The following is a 23,964-nucleotide window of genomic DNA, read 5'->3' as shown; positions in this document are numbered from 1 at the left end:
TCAGCGGGCTTCGGGCGGGCGGTCGCAGCCTAGGGCGACTTCGGTTCCGGTGGTACCGCCACAGGACGGGTCCCGCACCGAGGCAGCGGAGTAGCGCCGAGGGCCGAGCCCGTACGTCCTTTGTGGATAGTCAGCTGGCCAGCCGGTGGACGGCGGGACCCCTGGGGCATCGGGGCCATCAAGGGAACGGGATGTCGGTGAGGCCGGTCGGCCAGGTCAGATCGGTGCCGATGAGCCGGGCCGGGCGCACGCGGTGGAGCAGTTCGGTGACCGGGGCATCCGCGTCTCGCGTGGTGTCGGCAAGAATCTGCTGATAGCGGGCGAGAAATTCGCGGGCGTCCGCGATACCGAAGGTGCGGGTGCGCAGGGTCGCGACTCCCGTGAAAGGCTCGTCGTCGGGTTCGACGAGGAACAACGCCACGTCGTAGTGCAGCCCGGCCGCGCGGAAATCGAGCAGGCGCAGGTCGAGGTCGCCCGGCCGCTGGGCGCGTGCCTCGCACATGGCCCGGGGGTAGACCTGGAGAGTCGTCTGGAGTTCCGGGCTGTCGCCGCGTTCCCGCAACGCTCGGAGCACGGCGTCGAAGGGGGCGTGGCGGTGTTCTATCGCGTCCAGCACGATCTCCCCCACTTCCCGCACCAGTTCGGCGACGGTGCCGCCGGGGCGCACCGGGATGCGAAGGGGGAGCCGGTTGCTCATCAGGCCGACGGTGTCGTCGTACTTCTCCTCGTCGCGGCCGGCATAGGTGGCGTTGATCATCGTTTCCCGCCTGCCGGTCCACTGGGCGAGGCAGAGTGCCAGCGCGGCGAGGCATACGCAGTACACGGTGGTGCCGGTGCCCGATGCCAGTGCGCGGGCCGCCCGGCCGAGAGGCCCGGGAAGCACGAACTCGATGTTGAAGGTGTCGTACCCGTTGTCGGCCCGGTCCACGCCGGCGCGGGCGAGCGGCACGCGCCATGGCGCGCCGGCGAGGTGGTTCAACCACCACGAATGGTCCTCCCTGGCCATGGCCGATGTCCCGCTTGCCGCATCCTCGGCGATGAACTCGGCATAGGGTGCCACCGGCCGCGGGACAGGCCCACCGGACGCGTGGCGGTAGCACCGTTGCAGGTCACGGACGAGCGCGCCGCAACTCCAGCCGTCGGCGACGAGGTGGCTCACTGTCAGCAGCAGCACATGCCGGTCCGGTGCCAGGCGGAGCAGCATCGCCCGCAGCGGGGCGTCCACCGACAGGTCCAGCGGGATCGCCGCCTCGCGTGCCCGGTAGAGCTCGCAGATCGACACCGCGACGTCTTCGTCCACATTGGACATCTCGATGATGGGAAGGGGAAAGTGTCCGGGGGCGGGGCGAAGCACGCTCCTCGGCCGGCCGTGCTCGTTCACGATGCGCAGCCGGAGAGCGTCGTGCCTGCTCGGCAACAGGCAGAAGGCGCGCTGGAGGACGCTCGTGTCGAGCGGTCCCGTGAGCAGGTAGGTGGTGGAGATCTGGTCCGCGTTGCGCGTGGCACCGCCCGTTGCCTGTGTCCATCGTTCCAGCTGGTCGCCGCGCAGCGGATAGCCGGCTTCCTCGTCGGCGCGGTCGTGGTGTGGCGGGTCCCCCGGTCGCGCGCTCATCGGACTCGCATCGCGGACAGCATGCGGTAGATCATCTCGGCGCCCTGGCGCAACGCTGCCGCGCCGACCCGTTCGTCGGTGCCGTGCATCCGGTTGAGGCTCTCGTTGTCGATCAGGTGTGGGTAGATCCCGTAGACGGGAACGCCTCGGGCCCGCAGGGGACCCGCGCTCGTCCTGGCCTCGAACTGGGTGGCCGCGGCGCCGGCGCCGGGGTAGGTCTCGTGCACCGCGTCGCGCCACATCCGGAAGACGTCGGTGTCCGTTGTGGACGGTGGCAGGGCGAGGTCGGCTTCGAGCCGCGAGAGCGTCTGTTCCTCGGTCGCTCCCGGCTCGCCGAGGACGTCGACCGACACGCCCGAGCCGTCGAGGAAGCGGCGCAGCGCGGCGATGACCTCGCGAGGGTTGTCGCCGCCGGGCTGGAACACGATGCGCAGCTGCGCGGCGGCGTGGCTGGGTATGACGCTGGGATAGTCCCCGGCGCTCGCAGACATCACGGACACCGTGGTCCGGAGCAGGGCGTCGTGCAACCAGGGGTAATCGCTGCGCGCGACGATCATCCTGCCCGCGCGATCGCGGGTGGACTGGTCCCCGGCGTTCAGCATCGCCCGGATGGCGCTCGCGAAGTGCTCGTCGTGCGTGCTCGTGGCCAGCTCGGCGAAGTACGCCCGCACCAACGCGTTGGGGCGGACATGCCGGGGGAAGTCGTCAAGGCGGCCGAGCGCGCGTCCCACCAGGACGGCGGCCTGGTTCGGGTAGGGCCGGGAACTGTGTGTGGCGAACCGATCGGCGACGAGGGCGACCGAGACACCCCTGCGGTCTGCGCAGGTCAGTGACGCGAGCATCGGGCTCCGCTGATCGCGCTGGGCGAGAAACCAACCGCCTTCGGTAATGGCGACCCCGGCGGCGATCTTGTCGTAGTGGTGGTCGGCCAGCCAAGCCACCCCGTACTGGCCGTTTTCCTCGTCGCAGTCGGAGAGGAAGATGATGTCGCGGTCGAAGACGGCGCGCTCGCGAACATGGCGGAGCAGGGCCGACATGAAGATCGCGTTGGTCCCCTTCATGTCCAGTGCGCCTCGGCCGTAGAGCCATCCGTCACGCAGCTCACCACCGAAGGGGTTCACGCTCCATTGCTGCGGGCCGGGTGGCACCACATCGGAGTGGCCCATGAACAGCAGTGGCGCTTTGGCGCCCTGTCCGGTGACCCTGGCGACGAAGTGAACATTGTCCGGGGTGGGCGTGGGAATGACCTCGCCGGCGACCCCGGCCGCCCGCCACAGGTCCCGCAGCAGCAGAGCGTAGGGAAGGGTGACGGCGCCACCGCCGGCGTTGGACGTGTCCTGGCGGACCATGGCGCGGGCCAGCTCGACGGGATCGGTGGCATCCAGCCCACCGGGTACCGCCGGCAAGGCCGGGCTCCCCGTCGCGGCGCCGCGGCCGGTCCCGCCGAGCAGCGCACCGGCTGTGGCGGTGCCGAGGCCGAGCGCTCGCCGGCGAGAAAGGCCGCTCGGGTGCCGTGGATTCGTCACGATCTGTCCTTTCTGGATAGTTCGCGGCCGGGAGCCGATCAGCCCACTCGGTGAACGAGCTTGACGATCCCCGCGAAAGTCGGGGAACCGAGCAGCTTGCGCAAGGCGACGCGGTGGCCGAAAGCCTTCTCCAGCTTGGTGGCGAACCGGACGGCCAGCAGGGAGTGGCCGCCTGCCTCGAAGAAGTTGTCCTCCGCCGTGGCCGGGGCGGCACCGAGCAGCTGCTCCCAGATCCCGAGCACGGTGCGCTCGGTGTCGTCGGACGGCGTGAGGCGTTCGCTCCGGTTCCCTGCGGCGTGGCCGGCGAGCCGGGCGAGTGCGACGCGGTCGAGCTTTCCGTTGGCGCCCAACGGCAAGCCGGGCAGCACGACGATCCGCGCCGGCAGCATGTAGTCCGGCAACCGGTCCCGGACATAGGCGCGCAGGACCAGTGGATCGGTCTCCTCGTTTTCGGTGACACACCCCACCAAACGAGGATCACCTCGTTCGTCGGAGACGTAGACGCCCGCGTCCGCGACGGACGGGGCCCCGCGCAGCGTGGCCTCGACTTCCTCGAGCTCCACCCGGTAACCGCGGATCTTCACCTGGTTGTCGGTCCGCCCGGCGATCTCCAGGTCACCACCGCCCGTGATCCGGCCTCGGTCCCCTGTCCGGTAGCGCCGGACACCATCGTCCCCGGTGACGAACCGGTCATCATCGCCGTCGCCGACGTAGCCGAGCGCGAGCGGCGGCCCCGCCACCCACACCTCGCCGACCACTTCGGGCGGCAGCCGCCGGCCGAACCGGTCGTGCACCGTGAGGGAGGCGCCTGCCACCGGCCTGCCCACCGGCACCCGGTCGGCGTCCGCCTCGAGCGCGGAAGTGTCAAAGGCCGCGACGTTCGACGCCGTTTCCGTCATGCCGTAGAGGTTGAGCAGCGTGGTTCCGGGGAAGGCTTCGCGGAACTTCCGCACGGTGCTCACCGGCAGCGCGTCCGCCCCGCTGGTGACGAGGGTCGGCAGATGTGCCGGACCGCCTCTACTGCCCACCTCGTCGACCAGTCCGGCGATGAGGTGCGGGGTGAGGTACAGATGCGTGAGGCGCTCCCGTTCGAGCGCGTCGGCGAGGAGCGCGGGGTCCAGCACCTCGTCCTGGCTCAGGTAGACCGACGGCACACCCTCCAGCAGGCCACCGAGCAACTCCCAGGGCGAAGCGACCAGGGAAACGGGCTTGTGGACCGCCAGCACCGAGCCGGGCGGGAAGGGGTGGTCACGCCACATCCAGCGCAGCCGGTTGAGGACCGCGAGGTGGCTGATGCGCACGCCTTTGGGGTCTCCGGTGGTACCGGAGGTGTAGACGACATGAAACACGCGTGAGGCGGAGTCGTCGATATCCCGAGGCGCGAGCACCGGCCCGTCCGCGACCTCGTCCAGACGCACCCGGGGCGCGTCGAGGATCGGGAACTGATCGAGTCCCGGCGCGGCGAGGACGCAGTCGGGCGCCGTCTCCTCCACCATCCGGCGCTGGCGGCGGGCCGGGATCGCCGGGTCGAGCCCCAGGTAGCCGCCGCCGGTACGCAGGACGGCGAGCACACCGACGAGCGCCCGCGGTCCCCGGTCGGCCGCGAGGGCCACGACGCTGCCGGGGCCCACACCGCGGTCGGCGAGCCGGGCCGCGAGGCGACCGCTCCACTCGTCCAGTTCCCGGTAGGTCACGACCTGCTCACCGCTTTTCGCGGCGACGGCGTCGGGTGTGAGCGCTACGCGGTCGGTGAACAGTCTCGCCAGACACGCGGCACGGTCGTCGGTTGTGGTTGTGCCGGTTGTGGTTGTGCCGGTTGTGGTTGTGCCGGTTCCGGCCATGTCGGACAGCATCAGTGAATGCCTCCCGTGACGAGTGCGGTGACGAGGTGGTGGTGCCTCGGGTCGGGCAACAGGTCCAGCGCCCGAACCCTGACGTGCGGCGTCTCGACGAGCGCGCGCAGGGCGATCAGCACGCTCTCCAGCACGCGGCGGGCCGCGTCCGCGGACAGCAGCTCGTCCTGGTAGGCGAACTGCAGGAGGAGTTCCCTCGGTCCGTGGTGCTGGGCGTAGAGCGCGCAGTCGTACTTGGTGTAGCCGGTGTCCAGCTCCACGAACCGGAACCGGACCCCGGCCGCGGTGGCGTGGCGGACCGGGTAGGCGGGCATGTTGAGCATGGTCTGGAACACCGGTGTGGTGGCGGAGCTCCGAGCCGCCGCGGGCAGGTCCCGCAGCATCCAGCCGAAGGGGTAGTCGGCCGCGGCATAGCCGTCCAGCACCACCTCGCCCACCCGGCCGGTGAAGGCACCGAGGTCGATGTCCGCGTCCACCGCGATGCGCAGGGGCAGCATCGACAGCATGAAGGCGGGCACATCCGCCTGCTCCGGGCGGTCGCGACCGGCCATCGGGGCGCCGATCACGACTTCGTCGGCATCGCTGTAGTACGTGAGCGCCAGTGCGTAGGCGGCGACGAGGTAGACGAAGGGGGTGCGGCTCGTGCTCGCCACGGCTTCGCGCAACGTCGCGGTCAGTTCCCGAGGAATGACGGCCTCGATGATCCGGCCTCGGTACGTGGGCCGGGCCGGCCGGCTGCGTTGCGCCACATCGAGCACGGGCAGTTCGCCGTCGAGCTGACGCTTCCAGTAGGCACCGGCTTCGGCGATCCTCGGGGAACGCAGGAGCCGGTCGTGGAAGTCGAGGTAGTGGTCATAGCGCGCGGCGCGTTCCGGGTTCGCGGCGGCGCCGGGGTCGGCCGCTGCCCGGTACAGCTCGGCGAGGTCCTGGAAGAGCACCGTGGCGCCCCAGCCGTCCAGCAGGATCTCGTGCATGGTGACCAGCAGCCGGTGGTGCTGGTCACCGAGGACGAACAGCCGGGCCCGCAGGCACGGTTGCGTGGCCAGGTCGAACGGGCGAGCCGCCTCGGTGGCGGCCGCCTCGCGGTACTCGCGGTATCGCGCTTCGGTGTCGAGGTGCCTGAGGTCCTCCGCCTCCGGAAGACTCACCGTCCAATGTGGATAGATGTGGACCGGTGTGCCGTCCTGTTCGGTGAACCGGGCGAGCAGGAGCGGGTTCTCCCGCAGCAGCAGTCGCCAAGCCCGGCCGAGCCGGTCCAGGTCGAGCGGGCCGTCGAGGAGCAGCGAACCTTGGTAGCTGTAGTAGGGGCTGTCCGGGTCGAGACGCCAGTGGAAGTACACGCCTTCCTGCTGCGGTGTCAGTGGCCGGGTACGCGCCCCCATCGGCTCCGGCACCGCGCCGGAGCGCGCGACCGGAGCCGAGGTGGCCAGTGCGGCGAGTGCGGCCGGACTGCCGTCGCTCAGGACGTCGCGCAGGACGGCCGTCGATCCGCCGGATCGGAGCCGGGACAGCAGGCGCATGGCCAGCAGGGAATCGCCGCCCAGTTCGAGAAAAGTGTCGTCCCGGCCGACCGCGTCGACATCGAGCAGTTCGGCCACGACTTCCGCGATGTGCCGCTCCGCGGGGTTCTTCGGTGGACTGAGGGAACGGTCCACCGACCGTTCCCGGCGTGGCGGCGCGGGCAGGGCCGGGTAGTCCGTCTTGCCGTTGCGGGTGAGCGGCAGGTCGGCGAGTTCGACGAACGTACGCGGCACCATGGCCGTGGGCAGCCGCTCCGCGAGGTGCGCACGCAACCCGTCCGCGGACAGCGGTGTGCGCGCGGGCACCACGTAGGCGACGAGACGGGCCGGCCCTGCCGAAGTCGTCAGGCCCGTCTCCCTGGCGACGAGTGCGGGGTCCGGCGCCGCGGTGTGCACCGTCACCGCGCACGCGGCCACCGCCGGATGCGCGCCGAGGACCGCCTCGATCTCGCCGAGTTCCGTCCGGACACCACCGATCTTCACCTGCCGGTCGACGCGGCCCAGGTACTCCAGCTCACCGGACGGCAGCACGCGCACGGCGTCGCCGGTCCGGTAGACCCGGCCGTGCCCGGTGAAGGGATCACGGTAGAAGCTGCCTGCCGTGCGCCGGGGATCACCGAGATAGCCACGGCCGACGGCGACGCCACCGACGAACAGTTCGCCGGCCTCGCCCCGCCGGCAAGCCGCCCAGGCGTTGTCTTCCTTACGCAGGACGTACAGCGTGACGTTGCCGATGGGGCCGCCGATCGGCAGATGGCGCACCTCGGAGTCCGGCGGGCTCAGCCGAGCGTGCGTCACGTCGTCGGAGCACTCCGTCGGGCCGTACGCGTTCAGCAGACCGACCGCGGGGAACGTGGCGAACCAGCGCGTGGCCAAGGCAGGCGGAAGTTCCTCGCCGGTGGCGATCAGCCACCGGAGTCCCGCCAGGTCCGCGGGTTCCGCGCGGGTGTCATGGGCATCCAGCAGCAGGCGGATCAGCGTGGGGACGACCTCGAGGACGGTCGTGCCGCGGCCGGCGACAGCGTCCAGCAGGACCTCGCCTTCGCGGGCTTCGTCGTCGCCGTAGACCTGGACCGTGGCACCCACCAGGAGCGGGGCCAGCATCTGCCAGACGGAGATGTCGAAACCCAGTGGCGCGGTCTGGGCGAGCCGATCGCCCGCGCCGAGTCCGAGGTCCTGGACCTTCGCCCACAGGTGGTTGAGCATCCCCTGGTGTTCGACGAGCGCGCCCTTGGGCCGCCCGGTGGACCCCGAGGTGTAGAGGACGTACCGGATTTCGCCGGGAGCCGGTGGCAGCGGCCGGGCCACGGCGAAGGCCTCGTTCTCGGCCAGGGTCAGCGGCATCGTGGGGCAGTCCGCCGCGCCGGCGCCTGCCTGGAGGGACGCCCAGCTGTCCGTCCGCCCGGTGGTGATCAGGAGCGCCGCCGCGCTGTCGGCGAGTACGCCCTCGATGCGGGCCGCCGGCCACCCCGGGTCCACCGGGAGGTACACCGCGCCCAGCAACTCCAGGGCCAGAAAGGCCGTCACGACCTCGACCCCGCGCTCACCGCCCACGGCGACGACCTGACCAGGGCCGGCCCCTCGGGCCGCGAGCACCGCGGCCGCGCGCCACGCCCGGTCGGCGAGTTCGCCGTAGCCGACGGTGCGACCCGCCTCCGTCACCGCCGGCTGCTCGGGCCGCCGGGTCGCGTGCCGCATCACATGCGTGATCACCGCATCGGTGCGGTCGTACGGCTCGACCCGGGACAGGGCGTTCGCGATCGCTTCCTTTCGCTGGCCGTCGGCGATGGGCAGCAGCGGGAAATCAGCAGGCGCGACGAGCGGGCGTTGTCCGGTCATCGGCGGCTCTCCTTTTCCGCGATCACCAGCAGGTACTCGACCGGCACGCCGGTGCCCCGGTCGTCGGTGGTGACGAAACGCTCGGTCATCTCCACCATTTCGGCGCGCAGATCGGCCCATCGGCTGGGCGGGGAAATGGCGTTGCGGGCGGCGATGCACGGACCGAAACAGGACTCGAAGAACGCGACGAGGGCCTCGGCCTCCGTGAACGGGTACCACAGCCAACGGCGCTCGGTGACCAGCGTGAACCGCGCCCCGAAGAGGTCGCGCAGGTAATCCTCGCGGCCCCAGAGCATGGGCTGACCCTGATGCCCTGTCGGAAAAGGAAAGTAGGCGGAGAGGATCTCCTGGAAGTGCGCCGTCCAACTGCGACTGGTCCAGTTGCACAGGCCGATCCGGCCCCCTGGGCGGCATACCCGCGCCAGCTCGCCGGCCGCGGCGTCGTGGTTGCCGGCGAACTGCACACCGTAGGTGGAGGTGACGAGCGAGAACGAGTCGTCCGGGAACGGGAGATCCTCCGCGTCGCCAAGGTGGAACTCGATCTCGACACCGGCCGCCGCCGCGCGCTCGCGGGCGTCCGGGAAGAACTCGTCGGTCAGGTCGAGTCCCTGGACGTGCGCCCCACGCAGCGCCGACAGGATGGCGACGTTGCCGTTGCCGGTCGCCACGTCCAGGTGAGGCGTACCGGGTTCGGGGGCGAGCCGGTCGACCAGTTCGACGGCTCCCGGCCGGAGCAGGTCGGCGACGTGGCGGTACTCGCCGTACGACCACATCGTGCGATTGACCTCCCGGAGGTCCTGATCGGTGGGCATGGTGTCTCCTCTCCTTCAGAGGTTGAGCAGGCTGCCGATGCCCGTGGTCTCGGCCCGTGCACGGATGCGGTCGGCGACGGCGATGTCGAGAATCGACATGCCGAAGGAGTTGCTGATGACGATGTCGGTGTCCCTGCGCCGGCCGGGGTGGCGCCCCGTCACGACGTCGCCCAGCGACGCGTCGACCCGGCGGGCATCCGGGTGCGGGGTCACCCCGGCGCGCGACTCGCCGTCCGGGCCCAGCAGCGTTCCCGCGCGGTGCATGCGACCGAGCAGCCGCCGGGGATCGTCGCGCACCAGGCCCCAGTCGTCCACCACGAGGAGGTCCGCGGCCAGCACAGCCGCTTCGGTGAGGTCGTCGAGCGAGACGTGGGCGACCAGCGCGCCGGGCTTCAGCCAGTCCGGCTCGATGTACCCTTCCGTGACGGTCGTCACCGAGACGACAAGATCGGCCCCCGACACGCACTCCATCGGACCGCCCGCGGCCTTCACGGTGACGCGGTCTCCGCCGGGGAGCCCGGCGACGAACTCCCGGAACGCCTGCGCCCGGACCGGCGTGGTGTCGTAGACGACGACCGCGTCGATGGTGGGCGCCGTGTCGAGGAGCAGCCACGCGTGCGCCTTCGCCAGCGTGCCGCAGCCCAGCAGCGCGAGGGTGCGGGGCGACTCGACGGCCAGGTGCCGCACGGCGAGGGCGGTGACGCCCGCGGTACGCATCGCGCTGATGTACGCGGCCTCCATCATCGCGACGGGCCGGGCCGTGTCCGGATCGAGGAGCAGGGTGACGCCCTGGGAACGGGGAATACCGCGGTCGGGGTTGGCCAGGCTCGCGTTGATCGTCTTGAGCCCGATCACCGGTCGCGCGCCCGCGGTGAGCGCTCCCGGCATGGCCAGGCAGCGAGCGGCGGCGCCGTCGGACGTGGTCCAGCCGAGATAGGCCTCCTCCGGGAGGATCGACCGGCCTTCGCCATGCAGGACAACGGCTTCGGCCACGGTCTCGACGATGTCCACACCGTGGACCGCCTCGATGACATCCGCCCGCGTCAGATAGCGGAACGCGTGCTCGGGATAGCGTTCGAAATCCACAGGACCAGACCTCCGGGACTGACGAGGGAACATCGGCTTAGCCGCTCGCTCGCGCGACGGACCGTTTTCCGGTTCGGTGGGTGCGGAGCACGAGGACGGGGACGAGCGCGGTGAGGACGAAGACCACGCCGAGCGCTATCCAGCCCGTCGTGCCGAGAGCGATGACGACTCCGGTCATGAGCAACGGGCCCGCCACCCGGTTGGCCGTGGTGCGCCCCAGGTTGAACAGCACCAGGTAGGCGCTGCGCGCGTTGTCCGGGGCGAACTCGTACGACAGCGTCCATGAGGCACCTACTTGCAGCACTTCGGCGAAGGTCAGCACGACGATGGTGCCGGCGAAGATCGCTATCGCACCGGCGGCCGGGAACCCCGGCGCCACGGCGAATCCGGCACACGAGACGGCGAGTAGTCCACCGGCGATACCGCAGGCCAGCCAGGAACGCCGGACGGTGCCGTACAAACCGTTCAACGGGTACTGCAGCGCGATGCAGCCGACGGTGTTCACCGCATAGAGAAAGCCCACGAAGCGGTCGGACACGTCCGTACGGGTCACCAGCCAGAGTGGGAACGCGACGTTGAGAATGGGCGTCCACAGGGACAGCACGGCGTGGTAGGCGGTGAGGCTCAGCAAGCGGCGATCCGTGAGCAGGGCACGGATCGCCGGCCGGGATCCCGCTTTCCCGCCCTCGTCGCGCATACCGAGCAGGAGAAGGGCGACGGCCAGGTAGGCCACCGCACCGCCGACCAGCAACCAGTGAAAGGCGGAACGGCTGTCGGCACCGAGCACCACGCCCGCGATCAGGCCGCCGAAGCTGATGCCCACGTTGACGACCGTGCGCTGCAGTGCCATCACCCTGCCGCGCAGATCTTGCCGGGCACGGCTGCCGACGTACGCCTGGACAAGCGGTGGCAGCGACTGTTCGGTGACCGCGACCACCGTCGCGATCACCAGGAAGCCGCCCCAGCCGTCGACTCGGAGGTACGCGATGGTCGCGACGGCGCGGACCAGGTTGAGCGCGACCAGCAGCGGGCGGGGACCGAAGCGCTCCGACAGCCGGGCGATCGGAACCGCTGCCAGCATCGCCAGCCCGCCCGCGACGCTCATCCCGGCGCCCACCGACGCGGTGCCCAACCCGACGACCTTCACGAAGTAGATGGTCGACACAGCCAGGAAGAGGCCTGTCCCCGTCCACTCCACCATCGCCAGCAATTGAATCGCCGGCAGGTAAGATGTGATCCGGGTCCGCGTGGCAAACATTCGAACCCGCGCTCACCCCGAAACCCGGAAAGTCAGCCCGGCCGCGCGCCATCGCCTCACCGCGGCGCCGATGTCCGCGTGGATGCCCTGTTCCCTCGCCCAGTCGTCGGAGAAAATGGTGTCGGCGTATTTGGTCCCGCCGTCCGCGGCCAGGCAAACGGGAAAACCGGCGACCGAGCCCACGGTGACGTCGTCGAGCAGTGCGCGCAGGACACAACCGGTGGATCCGCCGACCGTGCGGCCGAGGTCTTCCCTGACCATGCGGCAGACCGCAATGGCCTCGGCATCATCGACGTGCACCGCGTGGTCGTATTCGTCGCCGCGCAGGAAAACCGAGCGCCTACCCGCACCGATCCCGGAAATGAGACGTCTGCCGCCGGCGCCGCCCAGAGCCACCGAACCGGTGACGTCGACGGCAACACATCTGACGTCCGGACGGTGGGCGCGCAGATGGGCCGCGATTCCCGCCAATGTTCCCCCGGTCGATACCGGTACGTAAACGGCACCCAGATCCGCGCCTGCCTGTTCGGTGATCTCGGGCCCCGTACTGATCCGATGCGCCTCGGGATTCGCCGGGTTCTCGTATTGGTTCGGCCAGCGGTAGTCCGGGTGCTCGTCAAGAATTCGGCGCACGGCTTCGAGTCTCCGCGACAGGTAGCCACCCTGCTCGTCGGGTTCCTCCACGACGACGAGCCGGGCTCCCTGCTCGAGCAGCGCTCGCCGGGTGGCCTGTGGGGTCTTCGGATCCACGACGGCCAGAAAACCGCAGCCGATACCCGCGAGGAGGTGAACCATGGCCAGGCCAAGGTTTCCCGAGGTGGATTCGACGACCACGGTACCCGGCACGAGAGGGCTTTCACGATGCAGGTCGCTCAACAAGCCCACCGCGGTACGGCTCTTGACGGACCTGGCAGTACCGCATTCTTCCAGCTTGAGGCCAAAACTCACCGCGCGGCCCCGTAGTGACATCTGGATTCGACGCAGTGGAGTACGACGCAGGACCCTTTCGAAAGCCTGCTCGACCCGCAGAAAGGAACTCCCCATCATTTTTTACCCCCAGCACAGCCTGAAGATCGCGCACGGGCCCCCATGACCGGCATTCGAACGTGCGCAAACCCTCTCGTCTTCGACTGTGCCCCAGCCCGGCCGCACTGGTCAACGCGATCGGCCAGAATGCACCGAATGGCGCAGCTAGACCCGGCCGATCCGGATGCGGTGTCCGGCGCGGCCGGGACCTGGCCGAAACGGTGGGCGGCACTGGCGACGGGAAGCGTCAATTCCTCTGCTTGCTAGTCTGAGTTCGATCAAGGGAGGGATCATGCCACTGCGCGCCATCGCCGCGGTCGTCGCCGTATTCGCACTGTCCATTGTGGTCACTCCGGCCGCGGACGCCGCCACGCCGGTGAACCAGCTGAAACCGCTTCCGCTGCGCGAGCTGTACGACCAGCCGGGCCAGAAGTACCTCTACAGCGCGAACTGGGGAGAAGTCGTCTCGGCGCAGAAGAGCTTCGATATGAAGATGCCCTCGCCGCGGCCGCTCGGATACGTCTTCGCGAACTCCGGGGAGTCGACCAAGCCGATCCACCGCCTCAAGCAGACGGCGACCGGCAACTGGATCATCAGTACCGACCAGGACGAGATCGACTACCTGACCTCGCACGGCTTCACGCTCGAAGGCCGCACCGGGTACGTCTACACGTCGCCGGTGAACGGCGCGAAGCAGCTCAACCGCTACACCAACGGCAAAGGCTGGCGGCTCGCGTATGACCAGCCCGCCGGTTACACGCTCGACGGCCCCGTCGGCTACGTACTGCCCGAGTACTATCAGGTCGGCGCGTACTACTTCGGCGCCTACGACGCGGCCAACCCGGACGACCTGTTCCTCCAGGCGGTGAAGAACGCGTTCGGCCGCTTCCCCGACCCGTGGGGCGGAGTGCGCGACTTCCACGGCGACCCGGACAGCCCGTGGGGCCCGGTCGCGCGGAACACCCAGGGCTGGCCGGGCGACTGGAGTCACCTGAAGCCGTCCATCGGCTACTACGACGACAGCAGCACGGCCACACTCGAGGCCCAGATCGACCAGGCGGCGAACGCCGGGCTCGGCTTCTTCTCGTTCTACGACTACTGGAACAACCAGAAGGGCACCGCGACCGGCGACGTCGCTCTGAAGACCTTCCTGCGGGCCGCCAACACGAACCGCCTGCAGTTCATGCTGAGCATCGTCATTCCCTACGCGAAGGACGACCCACAGCACCTCATGCTGCCGGCCGCGCAGTTCGACGCCGCGGCCGAGAACTACTCGGGCTACCTGACCAAGGCCAACTACCTGATGACGCAGGAGGATCGCCCGATCGTGTTCATCGAAGACGGCGGCGGGATCGGGAACGGCAGCGCGGCCGACCAGAACGCGTTCATCGGCCTGCTGAAGCAGAAGATCGGGGCGAAGACCGGCAAGGACGCCTACATCGTCAACCACAGCGAGCACCCGACCGCGTTCCAGGTGAACGGCGACGCCTTCGGCTGCCTGAACATCGGCCAGTACATCCAAGCGGGCAGCTACAGCCAGTACGTGCAGAACGCGCCGGCGTACTTCGCGAACGTGGACACCAAGGGCAAGCCGATGCTGCGGTGCGGTATGAGCGGCTTCGACGAGGCGCCGCGCACCGGCTTCTGGGAGGCCAAGCAGGATGTCCGGTACTTCAAGGACGACGCGAGGGCCCAGTTCCCGGCAGCCATGACGATGACGCTGAACAGCATGAAGAGCCAGCCGGCGAGCCCGATCGACAACTACCTGACGATGTACGCGTGGAACGAATGGCACGAGGGCGGCATCATCGAGCCGAACGTGCGCGACGGGAAGTACTACCTCGACACGATCCAGCGGACATTCCGGCTGCCCGCTCGTTAAGGCCCGCCGAAGCCGAGCCTTGGCGAAATCGACACCTCCGCCAGGGAGCTGTCCGCGGCAGGTGTCCCGTGCAGCATCCAGACCGGGACCGCTCCCCCGGGGCCGGTATTACCCTCCCCGGGAAACGGAGGTCCGGTCATGATCACGTTCGTTCTCGTGCACGGTTCCTGGCACGACGGCTCGGCCTGGGACGCTGTCGTCCCCGAGCTGGAACAACTCGGTCACGTCGCCCACAGCCCGACGATCGCCGGTCACGGCAAGGAAGTGGACAAGGCGGTCGGGCACGACGACTGCGTGTGGTCGATCCAGCGGTTCATCGTGGACCACGATCTCGCGGACGTGGTGCTGGTCGGCCACAGCTTCGGCGGAACGGTGATCGCGCGGGTCGCCGAAGAGATCCCGCAACGGCTGCGTCGCCTGGTCTTCTGGAACGCTTTCGTGCCGCTACCGGGTACCAGCGTCGACGACGATCTCCCGCCCCACTATCGCGAATTGTTCGCGCGCCTGGCGGGTGAGTCGGACGACAACACGGTGATGGTGCCGTTCCCGATCTGGCGGGAGGCGTTCATCCAGGACGCCGGCCTCGACCGGGCGACCGCCACCTACCAGCAGCTGTCACCGACGCCGTACCAGCCCTTCCTGGACCGGCTCGACCTGTCGAGGTTCTCCCGGCTGGAAATCGCCAAGAGCTACCTGAACTGCACCGACGACACCGCGCTTCCCCCCGGCGAGTGGGGCTGGCACCCGCGGATGTCCGGGCGGCTCGGCCTGCACCGCCTGGTGCAACTGCCCGGCAGCCACGAGGTCGTCTTCACCAACCCCCGGCTGCTCGCCGAGAAGATCGTGCTCGCCGGAAGGGACTGATGCCGCCCGGCGTCATTCGACGAAAATGTCGACCGACGGCCGCATTTCCGCGCAGACTCGCAGCACCTCGTGCACGACGTGATTCTCGAAGGCGCCGAAGACTTCGACGTCGACGGGCCGTTCGTCGTCGATGACCGGGTAGGCACGCTGCGTCAGCGCGTAGTCGAACCGCGGCGCCCACTTGCGCGCGCCGAGCCGGGCCGTGACGGAGCAGTTGTCCACCAGGTAGGCGATCCCGCGGGCGTGCATGTACGGGTTGAGCGAGTCGACGGCCTCGATGACCGACTCGTTCGCGATCTCCGAGTACGGATGACCGAACTCCCGCAACGTGTCGATCTGCGCCATCATCACGCCGACGAACACACCCGCGGTGAACGGATCGAGCGGGATCCCCTCCGGAACCCGGTCCGCGCGCACCTTCTGGCCGACCCGCCACATGTCCGCCTGGTCGATCCTGCCCATCGGAAACCGGGCCAGCCGCCTGCCCGCCAGCACCACGCTGCGCAGCTCGTCGCCGGAGCGCACCTCGTCGTAGATCTCGTGCATCAGCTCCAGCCCGACCGGATAACTGACGGAGTACGCCTCGGCGAAAACCCGCCGGCTCCCGGCGTCGAGCAGCCGGTGGACACCGAGCAGGCCGTCCCGGGAGATCACCCGCGAGATCGGGCCGGTGACCGACTCGGCCGAGTGCCGGAACGCGTCCTCGGCACTCCTGCCCTGATCGCGGAACCGCCGGTAGAGACTCTCCACGATGCCGTGCAGCGCACCGGCCAGGATGCCGCGCTCGCCCGACAGATCCGAAAGATACTCCGACCGCAGCGTCGTACGGAACGTGTACGGCGCGCCGAGCGCCACCGACCAGCCCAACGCACGCTCGACCGCCCGGCCGGAGACGTCCTGGTGCACGGCGAAGCTCGCGTTGATCCCGGCACCGTTGATTTCCTTGCCCTGCAAGTAAAGTGCGCGGACCGAGGCGCCCATCCCTTTAGGACAGACGGCGATCACGTCGACGTCGGCAGGGAACTCGTCGCCGACCAGGTCCAGGTGGCCGAGCAGGAAGCCGTGCGACAACCCGAGCGTCGTGCCCGGCCGCAGCGCCGCGAAGACCTCCCGGTACGTCTCGGCCATCGCGCCGTCCGAGATCAGCAGGATCACCATGTCCGAACCACTGATCACGTCGTACATCTCGCCGAGAGTGCCCTCCTCCGGCGTGAAGCCCGCCCGCACCGCGGCGTCCCACGACCCCGAGTCCCGGCGCAACCCGACGGTCACCCGTACCGCGCCGCCCAGCGAGTCCCGCAAGTTCCGCGCCTGAGCCGAGCCCTGCGGACCCCAGCCGATCACACCGACCTGGCGCACGCCGTCGAAGGCCGCAGGCAACCGGTCGAACAGATGCCTGCCCCCGCGCACGATCGGCTCCCGCCGGTCGGCGACGGCGATGTACTCCTTGTCGAACACCTTCGTGTCGAAATCCAGATCCACGGTCACCGTCTCATTCTGGAATAGCACCGAGCACGACGACAACTCACTTGTCCAAGAAGCCAATCCACGCTGATCAACAATGCAAACCGCTCAGATGCCGTCGACGCCGAACGAGAATTCCCATCGAGGTGTGCCCTGCGAGTGACGTCATGGTGGCCAAAAGTCCCGAACATGCCCGATGCGCTTCCCCTCGGGATCCTCGTCCGCGATCATGGCCACGTGGTAGATCCGACTGACCTCGACCTGCCCGGCAACTGGGGCCGGTGGGGATCCGACGACGAGCTCGGCACACTCAACCTCATCACCGACGACGTGCGCGCGAAGGCCGCCGCGGAGGTGCGGACCGGTCGATGGGTGTCGCTGGCGCAGCCGATCACGCCCAACCCGATGGTCAGCAGCCCGTTCGCGCCGACCACAGTGGACGTCTCTCCCGTGCAGCAGATGATGTCCCACACCGGAATGGGCGTGGCGGCCGACCTGATGCTGATCACGAACCATCACGCGAAGTCGACGCACATCGACGCGCTGGCGCACTGGTCGACCGGCGACGAGGTCTACCCGGGTCGTCCGAGGAACGAGGTCGTGACAGCCGAAGGCGTCACCTTCGCCTCGACGACGGCCTTCGCCGCCGGAATCGTGACGCGCGGGGTTCTGCTCGATCTGGCGATCGAGGAACCGCTCCCGTCCGGACACGCGGTGACCTCGCGTGACTTCGAGGACGCCGAGCAGCGGCAGGGCGTCGAAGTACGGTCCGGCGACGCGCTGGCCGTACGGTTCGGCTGGCCCGCCGACCCCCTCCTCCCGGGCAGGCCGACTCCGGGAATCAGCCTCGACGCGGTGCGCTGGATGCACCGCCGCGGGGTCGCGCTCTACACGGGCGACCGGGGCGACGCCTACCCGGCACTCGACCCTACTGGACCATCCCCGCTGCACGGCGTCGCGCTGGGCCGGATGGCGATGCCGCTGATCGACGGGTCGCAGCTCGACGACCTCGCGGCCCTGTGCGTGGAACTGCGGCGCTACAGCTTCCTGCTCACCGTTGCCCCGCCACGCATTCACGGCCTGACCGGCATCGCGGTCAACCCCATCGCCGTGTTCTGATTCGCGGCAACAGTGCCGGGCAGCTGCCATCGCCACGACGGTGCCCCGCTGCTCGACATCAGCTCTCCATCGATCGTCGATTACCGGGCCGTAGTCATGGACAGGTGCTGGGAGAATCCACGAACGAAGCGCCGGCCCGAGCGGCAGGCGAGAGCTGCGCGAACCTGTCGCGGGAGCCCGGTCGCGCGCCGGGACCCGGAGTACCTGAGCACAGCCCGGATTCCGCCCGCGCCCGATCCACACCGGTGACCGTCGCCGTGCTGGCCGCCCTCGTCGTGGCGATCGGCGCCCTGGAGAGCATGCCGCTGCCCGCTCTCCCGCTCATCCAGCGAGAGCTGGGGTTGAATCCGGCCCAGGCCGCCCTGCTGGCCACCACTTTGCTGCTCACCGGCTCGGTGACCATGCCGACCATCGCCAAGCTCGCCGACGCCCGCGGCGGGCAGCGAACGCTCCTCGCGCTCGCCTGGTGCATCGTGGTCGGCGGAGCGTTCTCCGCGTTCGCCGGCTCGCTGCCGGTGATGCTCTTCGGCCAGTTCATGCAGGGGCTCGGAGCCGCCATCGTCCCGGCGACGTTCGTCGTACTGCGTGAGTTGTTCCCGGAGCGGATGTCGGTGGCGGTCGGGGTGATCACCGGGTGCTTCACCATCGGCGGCGGTGTCGGGGTCCTGGCCGCGGGGCCGCTCGCGGACGCGCTGTCCCGGCGCTGGATGTTCCTGCTGCCGACGCTGATCGTGGCGGCGCTCGCTGTCGTCGCGCACCTCACGCTCCCGCGCCGGACCGTCCACAAGGGACGATCGGCGCGGCTGGACTGGCCGGGTGGCGTCCTGCTGGCGGCGACGCTCGCGACCATCATGCTGAACCTGTCCTGGCTTCCGCGGAACGGGTGGTTTTCCTTCACCACCGTCGCCCTGCTCGTCCTGACCGTCGTGTTCGGCACCGCGTGGGTACTGGTCGAACGGCGCGCCGCCGATCCCATGGTGGACCTGCGCATGCTGGGCAGGCGGGGCGTCTGGAGTTCCAGTGTGGTCGCCGGGATGCTCGGGGCGGGCTACACCGTCCCCTACTTCCTGTTCCCCCAGCTGCTGGCGATGCCGCCGGCGGTGGCCGGGTTCGGCTTCGGCGCGTCGTCCAGTGCCATCAGCCTGTACCTGTTCCCCGGAATCGCCGTGGCGATCGCGGTCGGCCCGCTGACCGGGCTGCTCGTGCGCAGGGCCGGTTCCCGCGTGGTTGTCGCGGGCGGGCTGCTCCTGACCGCGTCGGGCGGCCTGATGGCGACGCTGTGGCACAGCGCGCCCTGGCACGTCGTGCTCAGCCTGCTCCTGACGATCGGTCTCGGCATGGGCGCCGCCTCCACCGCCCTCTACACCGGGGTCATCGACTCGGTGGAGCGCGCGGACACCGGCGTGGCGACCGCCATCAGCGCCATCAGCCGCGGGATCGGGGCATCACTCGGGGTCCAGATCGCCGCCGCGATCATCTCCGCGGGGACCAGTCCCCGCACGCATCTTCCCACCGAGCAAGGTTTCCAGGCCGGTTTCCTGCTGTCCGCGGCACTCGTCCTGCTCCCGCTCGCGATCGTCCGCTTCGTTCCGGGCAGCGCGCGACAGGTGGCCAAACCCTCGCCCACCACGAAGGTCACCGAACCGGCGGTCCCCTGAACCCGTTCGAGCCGCGACAGCGCCGCGAACACCCGGAAGCGGGTGCCCCTGCCGGACAGGGCGTCAGCGCCGGAACGCGTCCGCGGGCTCGATTCTCGTCGCGCGGATCGCCGGGTACACGCCGGCCAGGAGGCCGGTCACGGTGCCGATCAACGGCGCGGCGAGGGCGGGCGTGACCGGCAGGATCGCGGTCCACCGCTGGGCCAGCGCGACCACCACGGTGGTGATGACCCCGATGCTCGCGCCGACGACACCGCCCACTGTGCCGAGCACGCCGCTCTCGACGAGGAACTGGCAGGCGACATGGCGCCTGCCCGCGCCGAGTGCCCGTCGCAACCCGATCTCGCCGGTCCTCTCGAGAACCGAAACCAGCGTGGTGTTCGCGATTCCCACGGCGCCGATGGCCAGGCATACGCCGGCGAGGAGGACGAAGAGGCTGCCGAGATCGGTCGAAACGCCGTCTCGCAGGGCGCGCGGGTCGGGCGGGGCGATCACGTGGAAGGTGCCCGGATCGTCGGGGCGCAGCGCCAGGGCGATCCGGCCCGCCACGGTCGGCGCGGCGCCGAGGTCGGTGTCGACGATCATGCGCGGCGGCTGGTCCTGTCCGCTCGGCGCGCCCCAGATCCGTTCGGCCGTCCCGCGAGGCACGATGATCGAGGAGAGCAGCTCGGCCTTGCGCTCGACGTCGGCGAGGATGCCGATCACCGTCATCGGCGTCCCGCCGAGGAACACCACGGGGCGAGTGTCCACACGGGACACTCCGAGCCGGTGGGCCGCGGCTTCGCCGAGCACCACGACGAGCTCGCCCCGGTTGTCCAGTGCGGCGTCGAACAGCCGCCCGCTGCCCAGCGTCGGCCGGAGGGCGGGGAGCACACCCGGTGACGCGGCGAAGACGGGAACGGCTTGGCTTCGAGCTCCCGGGATGATCACACCGGTCACGTCGCCGGTGCGACCGGCCGCGAGTTGCCAGTAGACCCCGGCGCTGCGGACGCCGCGGATCCGGCCCGCGCGGCTGTCGGCGTCGGCAGGGAAGCTCAGCGAGTTCGCGCCGCTGCCCGCGGGGAGCGGCGCCTCCTCGACCTGCACCTCGGTGGAGGTGAGCGCGGTGAACCGGTGCGAGACCTGCCCGGCGGCGCTGGCGGTCAGCCCCAGTACCGCGACCACCGTCGCGACTCCGAGCACCGCGCCCAGCATCGTGAGCGCGGACCGGCCGGGCCGCTGCAGCACCCCGGCGAGTGCTTCGCCGAGCAGGTCGGCGGAAGAGATCTTCGACCGTTCGGCGGACCGGCTCATGACGGGGACTCCTCATCGCTCAGCACGCCGTCGCGCATGTGGGCGACCCGGCCCGCCACGGCCGCGACCTCCGGATCGTGGGTGATCGTCAGAACGGTGACACCGTCGGCGTGGAGCCCGCCGATCAGCGCCATGACCGACCGCGCGGTCGCCGAATCGAGGTTTCCGGTCGGTTCGTCGCACAGGAGAAGCGAAGGCTGGGCAACCAGCGACCGCGCGATCGCCACGCGCTGGCGTTCCCCGCCGGACAGCGTGGTGGGTTCGGCGGACAACCGGTGCCCGAGCCCCACCCGCGTCAGCGCGTCCGTGGCCGCGGCCAGTCGCGCCCGCCGGGACGTGCCGAGGTAGAGCAGGCCGAGCATGACGTTCTCCAGAGCGGTGCGGTAGGGCAACAGGTGGAACGCCTGGAAGACGAACCCGATCCGGTTGGCGCGCAACGCCGTCCGCGCGCCGTCCCCGAGCCCGGTGGTGTCCACGCCGTCCAGCAGGTAGCGGCCGGCGGTCGGCCGGTCGAGCAGCCCGACCACGTTCAGCAGCGACGACTTGCCCGATCCGGACGGGCCGGCGATCGCCACGTGCTCGCCCCGGCGCACGACCAGCCCGCAGTCCCGGACGGCGTGGACCGGCGGCGACGCCGGGTAGGTCAGGCCGACGCCGTCGAACTCCACCACGGCGGGCGCGGTCATCCGGTTTTCCGCGCGGGAACGTTGGCCTCGGAGATGACGACCTGATCGCCGGGCCGCAGTGCTTCGCCGGCGGGCGCCACCGCGAGAAGGCCGTCCGCGGACAGGCCGGGCGAAACCGGCACGGTGTCCTGCTTGCCGCCCGCGGCCTGCCGGATCACGGCGGCGCCACCCCCCGCCGTGGCGAACAGGGCCGACACCGGGACGACCAGGACCTCGCCGTCGGTCGACGCGGCGGCGACGCCCAGCCGGACGTTCGTCCCGGCAAGTCGCGGATCCAGCGGCGCGGTGGGCGTGATCACGACGGGATGCCCGGTGGCGCCCGTGCCCTGGTCGGTGGTGAGCTCGCCGATCGAGGTCACTGTGCCGTCGGCGGACAGCCCGAGGTTCTCCGAGGTGATCCGCACCTGCTGGCCGGTACGGACCAGGCCGCGCTGACCGGGGTTGAGCCTGCCGTAGATCAGGAGCGGCCCCGAGGAAAGTGTCATCAGCGCCCCTTTGACCTCGGCGCCCAGTTCGGCTTTGGCGGCGCCGACGCGAGCAGGGAAGGCGGGCAGGAAGACGACCTCGCCGAGCGGGAGCATCGGTCCGCTCCTGGACTCGACATCGGTGAGGTTCTTCCTGGCCTGATTCAGATCCTGCTCGGCCCTGCCCACGGTGAGGCGTTGCGCCTGAGGATCGGGCCCCGCCTTCCCGGCGCTCTTCGCGTCTTCCAGCGCACGCTCGGCCGCCTGGATCCGGTCGCGGGCCGCGGCGAGTGTCTGTTGATCGTTCTCACCCGCGCTGGGTGCCGAGTATCCGGTCGACGCGTAGAACGCCGCGAGGGCCGCCTTGGTCCCGGTGCCCAACCTGCCGTCGTGTTCTCGCGGATCGTGCCCGACGGTCTTCAGCGCCTCCTGGAGCTGGGCGACGTCCGCGCCTTCGGCCCCGGGCCGGAGATCCCGGTAGGCCGGCTTGTCGCCCGGCAGCGCGAACAACGGCCTGCCGGAGACCTCCAGGAACACCTCGCCCGGCCGGATCGTTTCGCCCTGCTTCTTCCGGATCCCGGTGACCAGCGCCTTCGCCGAGCCGGACTGTGCCGAGACCGACGGCGTCACGTCGACCTGCCGCGCCGCGGCGACATCCCCGCGCAGGACGACCGTCGAGGTCAGCACGCGCCGCTCGACCGTGGCGGTCAGCGTGGTCGGGCCCGGGCCCGCCGCGTCGGCCGCGACCTGCTGCGGCGACCTGATCCACGACCCCGTGACGAACCCCGCCGCGATGAGCGCGGCCGCGCCGAACGTCCACCCGGCGAGCACGCGCCGTCTCGACCGCATCGAACGGCCCTGGCGGGGGCTGGTGTTCTCCTGGCGCATGGCTACCTGCCGAGGATCGCCGAGACGGAACGGAGCACGGTTTCCTTCCCCTGCTGGAACGAGGCCAGCTCCGCGGACTTCGCTTCTATCTCCTGCTTCTGGTAACCGATCTCGACGGCGTTCTCGAGGGCGGCGAGGTCGGTCTCCCTGCCACAACGGGCCTCGGCCACCGCGACGGCCTTCTCCTCCGGGGAGGCCGTTTCCGTCGCCTTCCACCGCGGATCCCCTTCGGCGTCCTGGGGTGTCCGGTAGGTGAAGCCCGCCTGTTTCATGCACGCGCCCCACTGGTCGACCCTGGCCATCACCCGGCGGTCGTGTTCGATCTTCGGCTGCAGGTTGATGGCCAGGGTGCTGGGGTAGTTCGCGTCCCACCCGGGATCGGTTCCCTCGTGGAGTTTCCGATCCGCTTCGCTGATACAGCCCTTCAGGGGAACCGGCTGGCCGTTGAGCGAGCTGGTTCCTTCGCCGGTGAGCGCGGTACGCACCTCAGGGCTCACCTTCGGGCGTGACCGTTCCGCGGCTTTCGCTCGTTGCTCCCGCGCGAGTTTCTGTTGCCGCTCTTCCGGTGTCGGCTGGTAGCCGAATTCCCGCGCCCGCGTTTCGTCGAGGAACACATAGACGTCCGGCCGATGCCGGTTGGTATCGGGACGGTCCGGGTCCGGCGTCCGATCCGCCGCCGGCGGCTGCCATTCCAGCCCGAACCGCCGGACGCACTGAGCTTGCAGCATGTTCTTCGCCTCGGAGATCAAGTCGAACTGGCCTGGCGTGAGGATGTAGGCCATCAACGGCTGGTCGAGCAGCGTGCCCGTGGCGACCGGCACCGTGACGATCGCGGGCTCGGCGGCTTCGTGACCGGGCGCCCCGCAGCCCGTCGCGCCGACGAGCGCGAGGCTTCCGCCGATGAGCCAGACGTGCGGTCGTTTCCCTCGTTCTTTCACGGCCTCCCCCGATTCGTGTGTTTTCGGCCGGGCGGAGGGGGGGGGGGGGCGGCGGGCGCGGGGGGGGTCGGCCCCCCCCCCCCCGACCACGCCGCACAACTGCAGGAGATCTCGGGCTGGCTGGGTTTTGCGGTGGCGGCAGGGTGCATCACCCATTGCCTGGGAGACGCGCTCAC

17 protein-coding genes and 1 pseudogene are annotated in these 23,964 nt (G+C 70.0%); 5 read left to right on the top strand and 13 right to left on the bottom strand.

What is annotated here, in order from left to right; translation table 11 throughout:
- Positions 1-178: 178 nt before the first annotated feature.
- The 8 genes from ACFWY9_RS15915 to ACFWY9_RS15880 form a co-directional block, all read right to left on the bottom strand.
- Complete coding sequence (locus tag ACFWY9_RS15915) at positions 179-1,612, bottom strand: condensation domain-containing protein (RefSeq protein ID WP_378326815.1); 1,434 nt, start codon at positions 1,610-1,612, stop codon at positions 179-181.
- Positions 1,609-3,138, bottom strand: coding sequence for a M20/M25/M40 family metallo-hydrolase (locus ACFWY9_RS15910; RefSeq protein WP_378326816.1), 1,530 nt, complete (start codon positions 3,136-3,138; stop codon positions 1,609-1,611). The genes ACFWY9_RS15915 and ACFWY9_RS15910 overlap by 4 nt, the downstream gene beginning before the upstream one ends.
- 38 nt (positions 3,139-3,176) lie before the next feature.
- Positions 3,177-4,979: an amino acid adenylation domain-containing protein gene (locus ACFWY9_RS15905; protein WP_378339164.1), complete on the bottom strand. Its 1,803-nt coding sequence runs from the start codon at positions 4,977-4,979 to the stop codon at positions 3,177-3,179.
- Between the two features lie 11 nt (positions 4,980-4,990).
- Positions 4,991-8,350: an amino acid adenylation domain-containing protein gene (locus tag ACFWY9_RS15900; RefSeq protein ID WP_378339163.1), complete on the bottom strand. Its 3,360-nt coding sequence runs from the start codon at positions 8,348-8,350 to the stop codon at positions 4,991-4,993.
- Entirely contained in the window at positions 8,347-9,162 is an 816-nt protein-coding gene (locus ACFWY9_RS15895; RefSeq protein ID WP_378339162.1) for a class I SAM-dependent methyltransferase, read from the bottom strand. Before ACFWY9_RS15895 ends, ACFWY9_RS15900 begins: the two co-directional genes overlap by 4 nt.
- Positions 9,163-9,177: 15 nt before the next feature.
- The gene (locus ACFWY9_RS15890) at positions 9,178-10,248 is read right to left on the bottom strand and encodes an ornithine cyclodeaminase family protein (protein ID WP_378326820.1); all 1,071 of its coding nucleotides are present in this window, start codon (positions 10,246-10,248) and stop codon (positions 9,178-9,180) included.
- Positions 10,249-10,285: 37 nt separating this feature from the next.
- Entirely contained in the window at positions 10,286-11,449 is a 1,164-nt protein-coding gene (locus ACFWY9_RS15885; RefSeq protein ID WP_378339161.1) for an MFS transporter, read from the bottom strand.
- A gap of 69 nt (positions 11,450-11,518) precedes the next feature.
- Complete coding sequence (locus ACFWY9_RS15880) at positions 11,519-12,553, bottom strand: pyridoxal-phosphate dependent enzyme (RefSeq protein ID WP_378339160.1); 1,035 nt, start codon at positions 12,551-12,553, stop codon at positions 11,519-11,521.
- A gap of 271 nt (positions 12,554-12,824) precedes the next feature.
- Here ACFWY9_RS15880 and ACFWY9_RS15875 point away from each other — a divergent pair, with 271 nt between their 5' ends.
- On the top strand, positions 12,825-14,414 hold the full coding sequence (locus ACFWY9_RS15875; protein WP_378339159.1) for a glycoside hydrolase family 99-like domain-containing protein: 1,590 nt from the start codon (positions 12,825-12,827) through the stop codon (positions 14,412-14,414).
- Between the two features lie 138 nt (positions 14,415-14,552).
- Entirely contained in the window at positions 14,553-15,278 is a 726-nt protein-coding gene (locus ACFWY9_RS15870) for an alpha/beta fold hydrolase (RefSeq protein WP_378326824.1), read from the top strand.
- A gap of 12 nt (positions 15,279-15,290) precedes the next feature.
- Here ACFWY9_RS15870 and ACFWY9_RS15865 read toward each other — a convergent pair whose 3' ends face one another.
- The gene (locus ACFWY9_RS15865) at positions 15,291-16,766 is read right to left on the bottom strand and encodes a ketol-acid reductoisomerase (RefSeq protein WP_378339158.1); all 1,476 of its coding nucleotides are present in this window, start codon (positions 16,764-16,766) and stop codon (positions 15,291-15,293) included.
- A gap of 213 nt (positions 16,767-16,979) precedes the next feature.
- Here ACFWY9_RS15865 and ACFWY9_RS15860 point away from each other — a divergent pair, with 213 nt between their 5' ends.
- Positions 16,980-17,861 carry a cyclase family protein gene (locus ACFWY9_RS15860; RefSeq protein WP_378339157.1) on the top strand — a complete coding sequence of 294 codons (882 nt, stop codon included), beginning with the start codon at positions 16,980-16,982 and terminating at the stop codon, positions 17,859-17,861.
- Between the two features lie 245 nt (positions 17,862-18,106).
- Entirely contained in the window at positions 18,107-19,519 is a 1,413-nt protein-coding gene (locus ACFWY9_RS15855; protein ID WP_378339156.1) for an MFS transporter, read from the top strand.
- A 63-nt stretch (positions 19,520-19,582) separates the two neighbouring features.
- Here ACFWY9_RS15855 and ACFWY9_RS15850 read toward each other — a convergent pair whose 3' ends face one another.
- Genes ACFWY9_RS15850 through ACFWY9_RS15835 form a run of 4 tightly spaced genes read right to left on the bottom strand, consistent with a single transcriptional unit; the run spans position 19,583 to position 23,788 of the window.
- Positions 19,583-20,812, bottom strand: coding sequence for an ABC transporter permease (locus tag ACFWY9_RS15850; RefSeq protein WP_378326828.1), 1,230 nt, complete (start codon positions 20,810-20,812; stop codon positions 19,583-19,585).
- The gene (locus ACFWY9_RS15845; RefSeq protein ID WP_378326829.1) at positions 20,809-21,498 is read right to left on the bottom strand and encodes an ABC transporter ATP-binding protein; all 690 of its coding nucleotides are present in this window, start codon (positions 21,496-21,498) and stop codon (positions 20,809-20,811) included. Before ACFWY9_RS15845 ends, ACFWY9_RS15850 begins: the two co-directional genes overlap by 4 nt.
- On the bottom strand, positions 21,495-22,811 hold the full coding sequence (locus tag ACFWY9_RS15840) for a peptidoglycan-binding protein (RefSeq protein ID WP_378339155.1): 1,317 nt from the start codon (positions 22,809-22,811) through the stop codon (positions 21,495-21,497). The genes ACFWY9_RS15845 and ACFWY9_RS15840 overlap by 4 nt, the downstream gene beginning before the upstream one ends.
- Positions 22,812-22,852: 41 nt before the next feature.
- Positions 22,853-23,788 (bottom strand): hypothetical protein, encoded by a 936-nt coding sequence (locus tag ACFWY9_RS15835; protein ID WP_378339154.1) that lies wholly within the window; start codon positions 23,786-23,788, stop codon positions 22,853-22,855.
- A 72-nt stretch (positions 23,789-23,860) separates the two neighbouring features.
- Here ACFWY9_RS15835 and ACFWY9_RS15830 point away from each other — a divergent pair.
- Positions 23,861-23,964, top strand: a pseudogene (locus tag ACFWY9_RS15830) (metal-dependent hydrolase); the annotation flags it as partial.

Origin of the sequence: Amycolatopsis sp. NPDC059027, assembly GCF_042739735.1 — a bacterium.
Classification (GTDB): Bacteria; Actinomycetota; Actinomycetes; order Mycobacteriales; family Pseudonocardiaceae; genus Amycolatopsis.
This window is presented reverse-complemented; position numbering and strand designations above follow the sequence as displayed.